The organism is Imperialibacter sp. EC-SDR9 (assembly GCF_902498805.1).
Lineage (GTDB): Bacteria > Bacteroidota > Bacteroidia > Cytophagales > Cyclobacteriaceae > Imperialibacter.
The window spans coordinates 20,836-34,911 of sequence record NZ_LR701598.1; the positions used below are offsets into that span (position 1 = coordinate 20,836).

The window sequence follows — 14,076 nt, forward strand, 5'->3', positions numbered from 1 at the left end:
TCTGCGAGAGACCGCATTCGAAAAATAGACGAGAGAATAGACGAGAGAGCGAAATAGGAAGAACAGCGTGGCTTAGTTCAACGTTGTGTGGTACCTACCCCATCAGGGTCCTCTGCGAGAGACCCCAATGGGGCAATTGACAGGGCCCGCTCATTCGTCCCTCAGCGACTCCACCGGGTTGATCCTGATCACTTTGAGGATATGCCAGCCGCTCACCAGCAGGGCAAATACAACTATACCCAGCACCGGCAGTCCGAAAGCCCAGGCAGGCACGCTGATCCGGTAGGGATAGCTTTGCAGCCATTGCTCCATGCCATAATATACCGTGGGAATGCACAAGCAGGCTGCGATGAGCAGCATAGCCACCACTCCTTTCGACAGCATCACAAACAAGCGAAGTCCTTCGGCTCCCAGCACTTTTCTAATGCCGATTTCCTTGGTGCGCTGGTGGGTGACAAATGCCGTAATGGCAAAAAGCCCCATGCCGGACAAGACAATGGCCAGTACCGTGAATACTTCGAAGAGGCTGCTTATTTTTTTCTCCTCTTCAAAGTTCTTGACAAAATACTCATTGAGGTAGGATTGGCCCATGGGCTCCTGGGAGAATTCGTCCCAAAGCTCCGGCAGCTCATCATTAAGCAGGGCCAACTTATCGCTGTCGAACCGAACGGCCGCCATAAAACCATTGGAGGAATATCTGAAAAAGAACGGGTTGATGGCTTCATTCATATTGAAAATATGGAAGTCGTCGACAATGCCTATTACCGTAAAATTCTCGTTATGATCCACCTCCGTTACCGTCTTCCCAAGCGCTTCCCCTGACGCCACGTCCCATCCAAAGCTGCGGCTCATCGAGGCATTGATGATGACATTGGAAGCCTCGTCTCCATACTCCCTGGAAAAATTGCGACCCGCCAGCAACTTCATGTTCATCACGCTAAGGAAATGCTCGTCGACGCCGACATGCGTTACCCTGTGCGTTTCCGGGCTTTCGAGGGTCAGGTCCTGCATGGCGTTTCGCTCAAATTCCCTTGGGCCGGAGGGCACGTAGCCGGTAATCGATACAGCCTCCACTCCCGGAAGCTTTTCCAATTCCTGGCGCAGCGAGTTTCGGCCTTCCCCCAGGAGATCAACGTCCTCAATCAGCATGACCTGGTCCTTTTCGTAACCTAAGGGCTTGGTTTGCAGGTAATGTACCTGCGCCATTATCACCAGCACCGACGAGAGTAAACCGATGGTAATGCTGAACTGCAACACCATGAGCACATTTCTCATTCTTCCTTTTGAACTAGTCGTTGATGTTTGGCCTTTGAGGGCACTGATCGTTTTTGTGGTTGAAAGCAGCAGCGCCGGATACAGGCCAGCCGCCATCCCTATCAGGAGGCTGCCACTACAGGCAACAGTGATGTACCACGCCAGACTCGTGCCTTCCTGCCCCATATTCACACCAAAATATTGACTGATCAACGGTGTGGCCACCTGTTGCAATGTGAAGCCCAGGCCAAAAGCCACAGTAGTAATGAGCACAGCTTCAGTCATGAACTGCATGACCAGCGCAGCTCGCCGGGCACCCATTACCTTCCTCACTCCCACTTCCTTGAGGCGTTGTATATTGGATGCCGCCGACAGGTTGATGAAATTGATCACAGCCAGCAACAGGATGAGCAGTCCAATACCAAGAAACACATTGATGTAGGTACCGTTGACATTAGTGCCCAACTCATTTTCAGCATGCGACCAGAGATGAATGTTCTCCAACGGCATGGTATTGAACTCAAAACTACCGCCCGAGGCCAAAAACTCAGAAAAGCTCACCCCCAGGAATTCTTGCACTTCCGGGCCAATGTATTTGTCGGTAAATGCCGGGAATTTGTCATAGAGGCGCTCCACCGAACTTCCTTTGGCCAGCTTTACAAAGGTGTAGAATCCGTCGGCCATCCAGTAGTGGCTTTCACTCAATGGGTTCATGTCCATTGATAGCAAAATATCGAAATCGAAATGGGTTTGCGCCGGCACGTCGGCGCACACGCCCGTCACCTGCACGGTGCCTTTGTCTTTCACCTCTAGCATCTTGCCAACTACCGATGCAGGAGTGGCATTTGTGCCAAAGTACTTCAGCACCATGCTTTCGGTAAGTACCACCGACTTCTGCGCAGATAGAATCGTTGCAGGATCACCTGCGATGACCGGGATAGAAAAGAAACTGAAAAAATCAGGATCGGCATACATCCCCTGCTCTCCCGGGAAGTTCTTTTCACCGTGGGTGATGTCAAATTTGAAATAAGGCCGCCCATAAATCCTCGTTGCTGCCTCCACCTCAGGGATTTCTTCTTCAAAAATAGCGGCAGCTGGCGCCCCCACCGATGGCATCGTGATCAGCTCTCCGCCCAGCTTTACGTTCATGCCTATCCTCACAATGCGGTCGGCATCGTCATGATAAGTGTCAAACCCCTTGTGAAAAGACACAAAAATCAAGATCACGAAGAAGGTGGCCAGGCCTATGGAAAGGCCTAAGAGGTTGACCATAGAGAAGACCTTATTTCTTCTCAGGTGACGAATGGCAATGATGAAGTAGTTCTTTAGCATGTTGACTTTTATTTTGATTTTTTGAACACGGCCAAACCGCCGCTACTCATTCCTCAAGGCATTCACCGGATTATCGGTGGCAGCTTTGAATGCCTGCTGCGCCACGGTGAGGAAGGCGATGAGCAAAGCAAACACGCCTGTCAACAAAAACAAGAGCAGCCCAGGCTCCACGGCATATGCGAAATCTTCCAACCATTTCGCGCCCAGCCAATAGGCCACTGGCGCCGCTACCACCGAGGCAATCAGTACCAGTCCCAAGAAATCCCGGGACATCAGCGTCACGATGTTTCCCACCGTAGCGCCCAGCACTTTCCTGATCCCTATTTCCTTGGTGCGCTGAATCGTGCTGAAAGACACCAGACCAAACAAACCCAGGCATGAAATAATGATAGCGATAATGGTGGCGGTAGATGCCAGCTTCACTGTGCGTCTTTCTGATTCGTAGAAGTTGTTGACGAGCTCGTCCAGAAATTGATACCGTATGGGATCCTCGGGGTATACTTCCTTCCAAATAGTCTTTACTTTGTCTATCACTTCTTCGGCATTGGCCAGGCTTCCATCGGCCACATTAAGCTTTAAGGCTATATCACCGCCGTCTTCCTGGTAAACGATCACCATAGGGTCAATTTCACTATGGAGCGATCTGTTATGGAAGTTTTTCATCACCCCCACAATGGTTTGCTTTTCGTCACCCCTGGTCACCTGCTTGTTGATGGCATCCTCGGGCGAATCAAAGCCCATATCTCGGGCAAACTTTTCATTGATGACCAATTCCTTCAGGGAATCATTGGGCAGGTAAAACCTTCCGGCAAGCAAGCCTATTTCGTAAAAAGCCAAATAATCCACCCTTCCCCGTTTAATATGTACATCGTGGACGACCTCTTTGCCGTCTTCGTCATAGGACTTAAAAATATCGGAGCTCCATCCATTGCTGGACGGCGGCTCATCATGCACCGAAATCGATGCTATTTCCGGGATAGAAGCCAATTCGTTGGCCATCCGTTCTCTTTTGACCTTCGACTCCCTCCATGGTGTACTTACTACTAGTATTTCATCTTTTTTAAAACCCAGTTCCCTATCTGTGAGGAAGTTAATTTGCCAAATCATAAGTAAGCAGCTGGCAATCAGAATCTGTGAGAACGTGAATTGGAAAACGGTCAGCGATTTGCGAAGGATCCCGGAAATACTTCTGCCCTTTTCGGTATAAATCTGGCTTTTCAGGGCCTTCACAGGTAAAAATTTACTGAGAACAAAAGCCGGGTACAAACCAGCAGCGACGCCAACCACCAGTATCAGCCCCGTGAGATAGGCTATGGTAGCGGGATCGCTAAGGTTGAGCGTCATATCTGGTGACACAAAATCATCAAAAAACAGCAAAGCAAACTGGCTCAGGGGCAGCGCCAAAGCCGCCGCCACCAGTGTGAGCAATATACTTTCCGAAAGAAACTGGAACACAAGATTCCTTCTCGAGCTTCCGAGCACCTTTCTGATGCCAATCTCCTTGGCCCTGCGGGTGGCCTGAGCAGTTTCCAGGTTGATGTAGTTAATAGCCGCTATGCTTAGTATAAGCAATGCCACCAGGGCAAATATTCTTAATGTAGCTTTGTTGGCGACATTTCCTGCCTGATTAAATATGCCCAGCTCAGGGTTAAAATGAAGCTCCGACAACGGCTGGAGCATAAAATCCGCCTCGTAGTCGCTGTCCAAATGCTCTGCCATGTATTTCTCCTTCAGCAGTGACACCTGGCTCTCGAAGTCTTCAACCTTAACACCGGGCATCAATTCAACAAATGTTTGAGAGCCGCTGTTTGTACTTCTCCAATCATTGAGGTTCACCCCAAAACGTTTTGCTGTCGCCACCGACACAAACTCAGTAAAACGAAAATCAGTTCTGAATGGAATTTCATTGACAACCCCAGTTAGCGTGGCCTGGATCGAGTCACGGTAGGTGATCGTCGTTCCCAGCATGTCTTGAGGAGAGGCCTTGTCTCCAAAGTACTTTTTGAAAGTAGTTGCGGTCAACACAACCTGGTTGATACTGGAAAGTGAAACAGAGGGATCGCCAACGATCCATTCATAGCCTGGAAGCATGTTAAAATAGGAGCTGTCCGCCAATATGGCTTTCAATCCTTCTCTGAATATGGCTGGGTCGGCACCTGGTTGGGATATTGTCACTTTGTTACCCCCTACTTCAAAAAACTGAGCCACTCTTTCAACATTAGTAAAACTCTCTTTTATGGCAGGACCTGCACCCGAGGCCGTTCCTCTATTAGAGCCGCTGAAGGCACCGCTGAAGGTGGTATAAAGGCGGTAAATTCTGTCACCATCTTTGTGATGCTTATCGAAACCATTTTCGAACTCAATCATCAGCAGCATAACGAAACAAGTGCTGATGCCTATGGCCAAACCGAGCACGTTGATAAAAGCGAACATCTTTTTGCGAAGAATATTGCGCCAGGCGATTTTGATATAGTTAAAAAACATAGTTGCTCGATTGATCAGTTAACTTAAATGCTACTCATTGCGAAGACTTTCTACCGGATTCAGCCTAACTGCCTTCAACACCTGAAACAGGATAGTTAAAAAGGTCAGCACCAGCAGGCTCGTTACCGGGATGGCAACAAACCACCAGCCGATCTCAATTCTGTAGGCATATCCCTCCAGCCAGTTGCTCACCAGCCACCAGCCCGCAGGAATGGCTACCAGGTTTCCCATAAGAACCAGCAATAGAAACTCCTTTGATACCAGTACCATGATGTCGCCGTACCTGGCACCCAACACTTTGCGAATGCCAATCTCCTTGGTCTTTTGATAAAGCGTGTAGGAAGCCAGACCAAACAAGCCCATGCAACCTATGAAGATCGCAAAGGCAGAGAAAAGAGTAAACAGGGCACCGAATTGCTGGTCGGCTTTATATTGTTGGTTGAACTGCTCGTCTAAAAAAGAATAGTCGAAGGTGCTCTCGGGAAATGCCTCTTTCCAGGACGATTCCAGGCTGGACAGCACTGGTGCCAGCGCAGTTGTTTTTTCTTCAGCGGTTCCCTTAAGGTTCAGCTTTACCAGGTAGTAGTTGCTCCAGTTGGAGAGGACATAGATCACCGGCTCAATGGAAGATTGCAAAGCCTGGTGGTGGTAATCGTCGGTCACACCAATAATCCTAAGGTCGGCACCGCCAAAAACCGGACACACCAGGTGCTGATACAGTGCCTCCTCTGGCGACTGATATCCCAACATTTCGGCTGCCCGTTTATTGATCACAATTTCTCCGGTAACCCAGGGCTGCTCGTGTCCCTGGAAGAACTCCCCTGCCATCAAGCTAATTGACAAAGCTTTCAGATAATCTTTGTCGCAAGCAATCAAACTGAACGATGCCCCCTCGCCTTCGGCCTCGCCCTTTCTCCTCACTTTTGTTGATGTCCAGCCAATTTTATGCCCCGGCATGGTGCTGGCTGTTGTCATCGCCGCAAACTGCGGGTTTCTAAGCAGCTCCGTTTTAAAATAGTTGACCTTCTTGTTGAACTCCACACTGCTCAAGGCAGAGGGAGGCGACTTTAACACCACCACATCGTTGATATTGATCCCCAAATCCTGGCTGCGCATATAGCTGATCTGCCTGTATACTGTGATAGTGCCCGCTATGAGCAAAGCGGATACAGCAAATTGAAAAATCACCAGCGACCTGCGCAGAAAAACACCTTTGCTATCGCTTTTAAACCTGCCGCCGAGCACTCTTGAAGGCCTGTAGCCTGACAATATAAAGGCAGGATAAAACCCGGCAAAAAATGAGGCGGTTAGCCAAAACAACACGACGCAGACCCAAAACAGCGGCTCCGCAATCAGGGTGGAGTGGATTTCTATGCCCGTCCAGTTGCCAATCCTCCCGAGCAGGCTTTGGGCCAGCGTAAGTGCCAGCACAATACTGATGGCATTGATCAACATTGACTCAAATAGGAATTGACTGATTAGCTGTCTCTTTAATGAACCAAACACCTTTCTGATACCCACTTCCCTGGCCCGCTCCACCGACTGCGCAGTGGCAAGGTTTACATAGTTGACCCAGGAAATAATCAGCACCAGCGCACCAACGATGCTTATAAACACCACATAGGTAAAGTTGCCTGTTTTCGCCGATTCGAATTCGAAAGAAGAGTGAAGATATACGTCAGCCATTGGCTGAAGCGAATACTCGTAATTAACACCCTGATTCTTCTGGCTCTCCGGCCGGTGCTCCTGGTAAATGGAGTTGTATGCACTTATGACACGCTCTATAGACTGCGGGCTGTTAAGTACCACATAGCTACCCAGGTAGCTATTCTCCCAGTCGTTGATCCTCACATTGATCTTGTCATAAAACGTAAGCGGGATAAGTACCTGCGGAGAGAGGTGACTATTGAAAGGCGGGTCTTTCATCACTCCCGACACCAGGAAGGGGTATTTTCCCCAATTGTTTCCCATTTCAATCTCCCGGCCCATAGGATCCTGGTTTCCAAAAAGCTTTCTCGCCACGCTCTCGGTGATGACCATGTTTTCCGGTTTTGTAAGAGCAGAGCCCTCGTCGCCACTCACCAGCTCGAAGCTCAGCACTTCGAAAAAAGTTGAGTCTACAATATAGAAGTTACCCTGAAATACCTGACGGGGAGTGGCTTCAGACTTGTTGGTCAAAGAGACATTGGTATAATCAATTCGGTCAAATCTGACGTAAGTCTCAATCTCAGGTACTTGAGCTGCCACAGCCACCGAAAGCGGGGCATGGCTGCCGGGGTTCGCTACCGCCTCTTTGCCACCCTGGATCCTGGTACCGATAACACGGTATGTTCTGTCGAGCTTTGCATGAAAGCTATCGTAGCTGGTTTCCTGCACCACATATTGCAAAATGACCAGTACCACCGTCAGGCTCACACCCATACCAGCGATATTGATGAAAGCAAAACCCTTTTTTCTCTTTAGATGCCGGAAGGCAAGAATGATGTAGTTGCGAAACATATCAAATGAGTTTATTGGTCTGGTCACTTTTTGGCACTACCCGTCCTATTCTTTTCCTACTCATACCTCAAATTTTCCGTCGGATTGCCCTTTGCGGCCTGAAGTGTTTTATAACCAACCGTAATGAAAGCAATCATCATTACGGCTATCAACGGCAACACGTAAAACCACCAACCCAGCTCTATCCGATTGGCAAAACCCGACAACCATTCACTATTGAAATACCATACCGCCGGCAAAGCCAACACACTGGCTATCAGCACCAGCTTCAGATAACCCTGGGAAAGAAGGTAGAAAATATTGGAGACAGAAGCGCCTATCACCTTTCTGATAGCGATTTCTTTACTTTTTAAGGTGTTTTGATAAGAAACCAGGCCAAACAGCCCAAGACAGGCAACGAACAGAGCCAAAAAAGTAAACGTGGTAAAGACTGTCTCGAACCGTTCCTCCGCAGCGTACTGTTTGTTAAAGGAATCCTCAAGAAAGAAGTATTCCATCGGGTTGCCAGGAAATGACGTTTCCCACGCTTCGGTCAGCTTTGGAAGCAATGTCTGCAAATTGTCGCTCTGTAACCTGAGAGAAGCAAGACCCCTTGCCCAGGGATAATTGTACAGGGCAATATTCGGGTATTCACTTTTCAGCGACTCATGTGAATAGTTTTTGAATACGCCTATAACTTTCATTCGGTCCTCTCCGCTACTGATAAAGGAGTTGACCGCTTCCTCTGGCGTAGTGAAACCCAGCGCCTTTGCCGACGCCTCGCTTAACAGCAGTTCGGAATAGTCGATGCCTTCAGCAGGCTTTTCGTTAAAATTGCTTCCAGCGAGAATTTCAATTTTGTAGGTTTCCACATAGGCCTTGTCTGCCACTATCACATGGTGCCTGGACCGCTGGTCTTCCGGTGCTCCCTCTTTTCTCCATCCTCCAGACGTCCACTGGTATTCTTCCCCGGGCACCGCCGAAGAGTTGGAATAGCTTTTCACCTCAGGAATAGCGGCCATTTGAGTCCTGAATTTCTCTACGTTATTTCTGAAATCGTTACCTCTCAGCAACGGGGCTTTTAACACCAGCACATCACCTATATCAACCCCCAGCGGCTGGCTGCGGAGGTACTGTAACTGTAAAAAGACCACGAGAATAGAGGCCACTAGTCCGGCGGAAACCATAAACTGAAAAACGACCAGTCCCTTTTTTAGAAAATTTCCTTTCGCAGAATTGCCAAACTTGCCCTTGAGCACCACCACCGGCTGGTAGGAAGATAGCACCATAGCCGGATATATGCCCGACAGCAATGTGCCTACCAAAAGCATTCCACCGACGAGTAACCAGAATAATGGTACCGACCAAACGCTAAGCGAGTCCGGAATTCCGGCCACCCCAGCCATGTAAGGCAGTGAAACCTGAAAAAGAGTGATTCCTATTACCAGTGCTATCAGGTTGACCAGAAAAGCTTCAAAGAGAAACTGGCGTACCAGCCAACCTCTGGAAGCTCCTGTCACCTTGCGAACGCCCACTTCTTTGGCCCTCGATACTGCCCTGGCCGTGGAAAGGTTAAGAAAGTTGATACAGGCGATCACAAAAATGAACAAGGCCAGCAAAGAAAGAAACCGCACCGTTTCCATACTTCCATTGGTTTCCAGCTCAGCAAAGAGGTTTGACTTCAGGTGGATGTCCGCTATGGGTTGCAGAAACAATATTTCTTTTACATTTCTTTGCCTAAGCTCCTCCCCCTGGTGTTTTTCTACAAAACCGGGCAGCTGTGCGGTTAATGCCACGGCATCGGCTGATTCTTTCAGCTCAACATAGGTATAAAAGTTGGTCCAGCCCCAGGGTGCATCTTTGTAAGTGGCAATGATGTTCGCCATTGGCATGAGAAAGTCGAAATGAAAATGAGAGTTGTCGGGCATGTCGTCTATCACCCCTGTCACAGTATAGCTTTGCCTGTTACCAATTCTCAGCACTTTGCCTATAGGGTTGTCGCCCTGGAAATACTTCTTTGCAATTGTTTTCGTAATCACGAGGGTATTGGGGCCTTCCAGCTGATGCTCGGGGTCACCAATAACAACAGGAAATGAGAAAACCTTCAGAAACGAAGGGTCGACAAAAGCTAAATGTTCTTCCCGAAAGGAAATTTCTTGTCCGCCTCCCAGCGCTGCCTGCTCTGGTGCAGCAATATGGATGATGGAAGCATCCCCATCTTCGTTTGTCTCTTCTATGCCCGGATCGACGATGGTGGTGTCACCAATGGCAAACTGGTAGGTGTAATCGCCAGGCAAAAGCATGACCGTCGCCTCCCATTTGTTGTCTTTCTTCTTTAGCTGAACTCCATCGCACCAGCCACAGAAGTTTCCGGTTACGGCAACCGATTGTATGGTGTCATTGGTCGGTAAACTAAATGTGTGCGCAATCTGCCTTTTTTCAAAATCGGTGAAGTAGGTAACGAGCGCAGAGCCATACTCCGGATGAATTCTGGCAAAGTTGGCAACGTCAGGAAAATCAGCCTTCAAAGCTGGCCCCATTTCCCGCCCTGAAACAACAGCCTTCTCAGATAATATGTCGCCATTGTAGGTCTCAGTCGTCACACGATAGATCAGGTCTTTCTTTGCATGAAACTTGTCGTAGCTGGTTTCATGCCTCACATAATACAGAATAGCCAGGGTAGCGGCCATTCCAAGAGCGAGGCCAAGTATGTTGATGGCAGAAAAACCTTTGTTCTTCAGGAGGTTCCTCAGTGCGATGGTAAAGTAGTTCTTAAACATGTTTCAAAGTTAAAGTGCCCGTGTTGTCCTCTTTAGTTTCCAAACCGAATGCCACATTTCATTATTCATTGATTATCAGATAATTAAAAATAAATCGATATACATTGGAGCCAGTGATTGTTTCACATTGGAACAATTTTTCGTTTCATTGTGGAACAGTTTATATATTTCACCGAACAACCCTCCAAGGGGTTCAAACCCCTTGGAGGGTTGCCAACAAATCAAATAGCTGATAATGCCCAAGCTCAACGCCAATATACTCATCATTGAAGACGATGAGGATGTGCTCTATACTGCTAAGCTGGTACTTAAGCAGCGATTTGGTGAGGTGCATACCGAGACCGACCCAAAGCGACTTCCAAGGCTATTGGAGAAAACTGCCTTCGACGTGATTCTGCTCGATATGAACTTCTCCCATGGGCAAACAAGTGGGAATGAAGGGCTGTTCTGGCTGAGGGAAATATTAAAGCTGGCTCCTGATGCTCATGTCATCATGAATACAGCCTACGGCGACATTCAACTAGCTGTAGAGGCAATGAAAATAGGTGCGATCGATTTCCTCGTAAAGCCATGGGAAAAAGAAAAGCTGATGGCTACCGTCGAAAACGTCTTCCAGCTTTCCCGCTCCAAAAAGGAGGTGCAGAAGCTAAAATCGAGGGAAAAGGTAATGGTTGGCGACATCGACAAGGCGTTTCCTGACATGATCAGTCGTTCCGATGTGATGGCTCCTGTGTTTGAAGCGATAGAAAAAGTAGCAAAAACAGACGCCAACGTGCTTATCCTTGGTGAAAACGGAACAGGCAAAGAGCTGGTAGCCAGGGAGATCTTCCGGCAGTCACTCCGGGCAAAGGAGCCTTTCATTAAAGTAGACCTGGGCTCGTTGGCAGAAAGCCTCTTCGAATCGGAACTGTTTGGCCACAAAAAGGGAGCCTTTACTGATGCCAAAGAAGACAGACAGGGACGGCTGGAAATAGCATCGGGTGGCACGCTGTTTTTAGATGAAATTGGCAACCTTACCACCACCCAGCAGTCGAAGTTACTCACGGTGCTGCAGGCCCGGCAGGTGACGCCTATCGGCTCCAATCGCCCGGTCGATATTGACATAAGGCTAATTTCTGCCACCAATATCCAACTCGATCAGGTGATAGAAAGCGGAGAATTCCGGCAAGATTTATTGTATCGGATCAACACCGTTGAAATCACACTTCCTCCGCTTCGGTCGAGAACCGGGGACGTGGCGTTACTGGCGGAGCACTATCTCAACTTGTACGCCAGCAAATACAACAAGCGACAACTGTCGCTGAACAAGTTGGCCTTAAAAAAACTAGACCAGTACCCCTGGCCTGGCAACATCCGTGAGCTGCAACATACAATGGAAAGGGCAGTGATTATGGCCGATGCGACTGAGCTGACCGCCGATGATTTCCCACTCGACAAAAAGCCCCAACCCAGCATGGTGAACGAAGTGCTCCAAAAAGATGAAATGGAAAAGCAGCTCATTCAAAAGGCCATCAAAAAATGGGAAGGTAACCTGACAAAAGCGGCTGACGAAATGGGCATGGGCCGCACCACGCTGTACCGTAAAATGAAGAAGTATGGTTTTTGACAGGTTTCGCTGGCAGGTGATCGTCCGTATTTCGCTTATCCTGGTGCTCGGCTACGCAGGCATGTACATCATTATGAGCACCGACTTCTGGCTGGCTGGCTGCTGGCTGATCCTGTTTACTGCTATTGCCACGGTATCCCTGTTTCGCTATGTGGAAATCTACCGAAGGGAGCTCTACAATTTCCTTTCTGCGATCAAACAGGGGGATTTTACCAATTCCTTTTCCGGCCACACCGCCCGCTTCAGGGTCGACGACCTGAAGTTTGCCTATTCCGAGATCATCAGGGTCTTCCATCAGCTTAGCTCCGAGCGTGAGTCTCAATACCTGTTTCTTCAAACCATTGTGGAGCATGTGAGGGTTGCCCTTGTTGTAGCCGACCCAAAAGGGGAAGTGCTGATCTATAACCGTTCGTTTACTGAGCTCACGGGCAAGAAGTTCATTAAGAACATGGGCTCTCTTCGTAACGTAGATGAAGCCTTTTATAACACCATTGCCGCTTTGGAGCCGGGCCAACGCATTCTCACCAAGCTGCTCCACAAAGAGCTTTATAACCTATCGGTTCAATGCTCTTCCATTACGGTGAAGAACACCCAATACCGCATTATCTCTTTTCAGGACATTAGGAATGAGCTGGAAGAAAGGGAACTCGACTCATGGCAAAAGTTGATCAGGGTGCTCACGCACGAAATTATGAACTCGGCCATCCCAATTTCCACGCTCACATCTGTGATAAGAGAGATGCTCGAAGACGAGGCTGGTCAGCCCCTACCCCTTTCAGAGCTGGACGACGAGTCGGCGAAGGACGTTGTCGACAGCCTGAAAACGATAGAAAACCGCAGCAAGGGCCTCGTCAGGTTTGTGGAAGCCTACCGCAGTTTGACGAATATTCAGCCTCCCAGGTTTGAAAAAGTAAAAGTATCATCGCTGTTTAGCGAGGTTGAAAAACTCTTTTTGAAGGACTTTGATAAAAAGAAGATCAAGCTGGAGACGGAGACCTTGCCAGCCGGGCTGGAAATCACCATCGACAAAGACCTGTTTGAGCAGGTACTGATCAACCTCGTAAAAAACGCTGGTGAAGCAGTGGAAGCGACCGCTTCTCCCCTTATCAAAATGAGCGCAACGCAAGATAACGGAAATGTTATCATCTCAATCTCAGACAATGGCCCTGGCATTCCAGCCGACATCCTGGATAACATTTTCGTGCCTTTCTACACAACAAAAAAACAGGGGTCAGGCATCGGGCTCAGCCTCAGTCGGCAGATCATCAGGCTGCACAAAGGAACATTAACTGTGAATACGGAATTGGGGAAAGGTACTAGTTTTGTGGTGAGGGTGTAGACTTATTTGTAGTGCCCTCTTAGAGAATAAACGTAAACCAAATTGTTCTCAACTCCATAAATGAGTCTATGTTCTGCATTGATTCTTCTCGACCATTTTCCAGAAAGGTTGTGCCTCAGAGGTTCAGGTTTACCTATTCCTTGAAATGGATCAACCTGAATAGCTTTAACCAAAACCGATATTCGCTGCTGGATTTTCTTGTTTCCATATTTCTTCCAAAAAGCGAGATCATGAATGGCCTCCGGAAGGTAAATTACTTCCATAAATCATCTGTGTCGATTTTGACTCCCTTTCCTTCTTTCAAGTCTTTATCTCCTTTCATGATTTTGGAAACGAATTCAGGGTTATACTGCCCAGCATCCTTTTCTTCAAAAGAAATCTTTAAAGCCTTCATAAAGGCTTTTAAGGCAACTAATTTCTCCTTGTTATCTGGATATGCTATTACTTGACTCATGTAACAAAGATAAGGAATTCAGAAATCATTATTCCAAGCCGAATCATTCAAATAAAGGAAGCTTACTGCAAACCCAGCCGTGGGGCCAGAAGTAACTATCGCTGGCGGGGAATTCCAGAACATTCCAGTGGACGGCGCTTATGTCGACGACAATCTGGTAACAGCTCCTGCGTGGCCTGCTCCCCTGCTGTCATTAGAGATTTTCTGAAGGTAGTGGGTGCTAAGATTGGCATCTAAGGAAGACCGACCTAAGAAAAGGAGATAACTAAATAGCCACCTCCTTTTTTATGACTTTGTCTTCAGGCAACAGTTTTCAGACAAAGGAAAAAGTTAGCCATGAGCGTGGCGG

General features: G+C 48.2%; 9 protein-coding genes. 3 read left to right on the forward strand and 6 right to left on the reverse strand.

The window, feature by feature from the left end; translation table 11 throughout:
- Window positions 1–150: 150 nt before the first annotated feature.
- From GC130_RS20320 to GC130_RS20335, 4 genes are read right to left on the reverse strand one after another with little or no spacing between them, the layout of a single operon-like run.
- The gene (locus tag GC130_RS20320; protein ID WP_152000190.1) at window positions 151–2,586 is read right to left on the reverse strand and encodes an ABC transporter permease; all 2,436 of its coding nucleotides are present in this window, start codon (window positions 2,584–2,586) and stop codon (window positions 151–153) included.
- A gap of 42 nt (window positions 2,587–2,628) precedes the next feature.
- Entirely contained in the window at window positions 2,629–5,070 is a 2,442-nt protein-coding gene (locus GC130_RS20325) for an FtsX-like permease family protein (protein ID WP_152000191.1), read from the reverse strand.
- Between the two features lie 30 nt (window positions 5,071–5,100).
- Window positions 5,101–7,569 (reverse strand): ABC transporter permease, encoded by a 2,469-nt coding sequence (locus tag GC130_RS20330; protein ID WP_152000192.1) that lies wholly within the window; start codon window positions 7,567–7,569, stop codon window positions 5,101–5,103.
- Window positions 7,570–7,625: 56 nt separating this feature from the next.
- Window positions 7,626–10,328, reverse strand: a complete 2,703-nt coding sequence (locus tag GC130_RS20335; protein WP_152000193.1) for an ABC transporter permease — start codon at window positions 10,326–10,328, stop codon at window positions 7,626–7,628.
- 235 nt (window positions 10,329–10,563) lie between these two features.
- On the opposite strand from GC130_RS20335, the gene GC130_RS20340 reads away from it, so the two are divergent.
- Window positions 10,564–11,934, forward strand: coding sequence for a sigma-54 dependent transcriptional regulator (locus tag GC130_RS20340; RefSeq protein ID WP_152000194.1), 1,371 nt, complete (start codon window positions 10,564–10,566; stop codon window positions 11,932–11,934).
- The gene (locus GC130_RS20345; protein WP_152000195.1) at window positions 11,924–13,273 is read left to right on the forward strand and encodes a PAS domain-containing sensor histidine kinase; all 1,350 of its coding nucleotides are present in this window, start codon (window positions 11,924–11,926) and stop codon (window positions 13,271–13,273) included. The genes GC130_RS20340 and GC130_RS20345 overlap by 11 nt, the downstream gene beginning before the upstream one ends.
- Before the next feature lie 2 nt (window positions 13,274–13,275).
- Here the strand turns inward: GC130_RS20345 and GC130_RS20350 are convergent, their stop codons facing one another.
- Window positions 13,276–13,536, reverse strand: a complete 261-nt coding sequence (locus GC130_RS20350; RefSeq protein ID WP_152000196.1) for a Txe/YoeB family addiction module toxin — start codon at window positions 13,534–13,536, stop codon at window positions 13,276–13,278.
- Window positions 13,527–13,727 (reverse strand): DUF2683 family protein, encoded by a 201-nt coding sequence (locus GC130_RS20355; RefSeq protein ID WP_152000197.1) that lies wholly within the window; start codon window positions 13,725–13,727, stop codon window positions 13,527–13,529. Before GC130_RS20355 ends, GC130_RS20350 begins: the two co-directional genes overlap by 10 nt.
- A gap of 79 nt (window positions 13,728–13,806) precedes the next feature.
- Between GC130_RS20355 and GC130_RS29105 the strand changes: the two genes are divergently transcribed.
- Window positions 13,807–13,935, forward strand: coding sequence for a hypothetical protein (locus tag GC130_RS29105; protein WP_255471533.1), 129 nt, complete (start codon window positions 13,807–13,809; stop codon window positions 13,933–13,935).
- The last annotated feature ends 141 nt before the right edge of the window (window positions 13,936–14,076 follow it).

Bases quoted from the DNA above. Each gene is read 5' to 3' on its own strand.
- GC130_RS20320 (WP_152000190.1), bottom strand. From the start codon at position 2,586: ATGCTAAAGAACTACTTCATCATTGCCATTCGTCACCTGAGAAGAAAT.
- GC130_RS20325 (WP_152000191.1), bottom strand. From the start codon at position 5,070: ATGTTTTTTAACTATATCAAAATCGCCTGGCGCAATATTCTTCGCAAA.
- GC130_RS20330 (WP_152000192.1), bottom strand. From the start codon at position 7,569: ATGTTTCGCAACTACATCATTCTTGCCTTCCGGCATCTAAAGAGAAAA.
- GC130_RS20335 (WP_152000193.1), bottom strand. From the start codon at position 10,328: ATGTTTAAGAACTACTTTACCATCGCACTGAGGAACCTCCTGAAGAAC.
- GC130_RS20340 (WP_152000194.1), top strand. From the start codon at position 10,564: ATGCCCAAGCTCAACGCCAATATACTCATCATTGAAGACGATGAGGAT.
- GC130_RS20345 (WP_152000195.1), top strand. From the start codon at position 11,924: ATGGTTTTTGACAGGTTTCGCTGGCAGGTGATCGTCCGTATTTCGCTT.
- GC130_RS20350 (WP_152000196.1), bottom strand. From the start codon at position 13,536: ATGGAAGTAATTTACCTTCCGGAGGCCATTCATGATCTCGCTTTTTGG.
- GC130_RS20355 (WP_152000197.1), bottom strand. From the start codon at position 13,727: ATGAGTCAAGTAATAGCATATCCAGATAACAAGGAGAAATTAGTTGCC.